Source organism: Aeromonas sp. QDB56 (assembly GCF_027705505.1).
In the GTDB taxonomy this organism is placed as follows: Bacteria; Pseudomonadota; Gammaproteobacteria; order Enterobacterales; family Aeromonadaceae; genus Aeromonas; species Aeromonas caviae.
The window spans coordinates 1-841 of record NZ_JAPDBZ010000310.1 but is presented as its reverse complement, the minus strand read 5'-3'; the positions used below and the strand labels follow the sequence as shown (position 1 = coordinate 841).

The following is an 841-nucleotide window of genomic DNA, read 5'->3' as shown; positions in this document are numbered from 1 at the left end:
GGCCTTGTTGCACAATTCCAAAGCAGGACAGCAGTCTCTCAGGCGCCGATTTCGCTCAGTTGACCTGTTGTCGTACAGGCATACCTAACCCCGTCATCCTGTTGATAGCCTTCACCCACGCCAGTGCTTCACCTACCTGCGCGTTGTAATTTCTCAGGCTCAGCTTTGCACCGATGAGCTGCTTGACTCGGTACATGGCTGTCTCGGCTTTAGAGCGTTGATGGTAGCCAGAGGCCTGCTTCCACTGCGCCAGCTCTCCCGCCTTGAGGGCAGTGACCGCTTCATTGCGCGGATGCCCCTCTTCCCACAGTGCCGCATTCTTTCTCGGTGGGATAGTGGCCTTGGCCCCCTTCTTCTTGAGCAGGGCATGACAGGCTTTCGTGTCATAAGCCCCATCCGCACTGACTTGCTCTATCTTGCGTCGTAACGGGTTGAGCAAACTGGGGAACACTTCGTTGTCTGCCACCGTCTCGAGGCTAACCTCGGCGGCGATAATCGCATGGGTGGCGGCATCCACTGCCAAGTGAAGCTTACGCCAGACACGCCGCTTCTCCTTGCCATGCTTTCGGACTTTCCACTCACCTTCGCCATAAACCTTCAGCCCGGTCGCATCAATCACCAAGTGGGCGACAGCCCCTTGGCTGGGCAACCGGTACTTGACCTCCACCGTGTTGGCCCGCCTGCTGATGCTGCTGTAGTCCGGTGATGTCAGGGGCACCTGCATCAGCTTAAACAGCGAGTTTATAAACCCCTCTAGGGCGCGCAGTGGGAGCTTGAATACGCCCTTGAGCATGAGTGCCGTCTCGATGGCAGTATCGCTGTAGTGGAAGCCACGACCCCG

At 57.7% G+C, this 841-nt stretch carries 1 protein-coding gene; it reads right to left on the bottom strand.

Annotation, left to right across the window (positions count from 1 at the left end):
- Positions 1 to 55: 55 nt before the first annotated feature.
- Positions 56 to 841, bottom strand: a 786-nt coding sequence (locus OKB81_RS20615) for an IS5 family transposase (RefSeq protein ID WP_270805456.1), incomplete at its 5' end; no start/stop codon positions are given.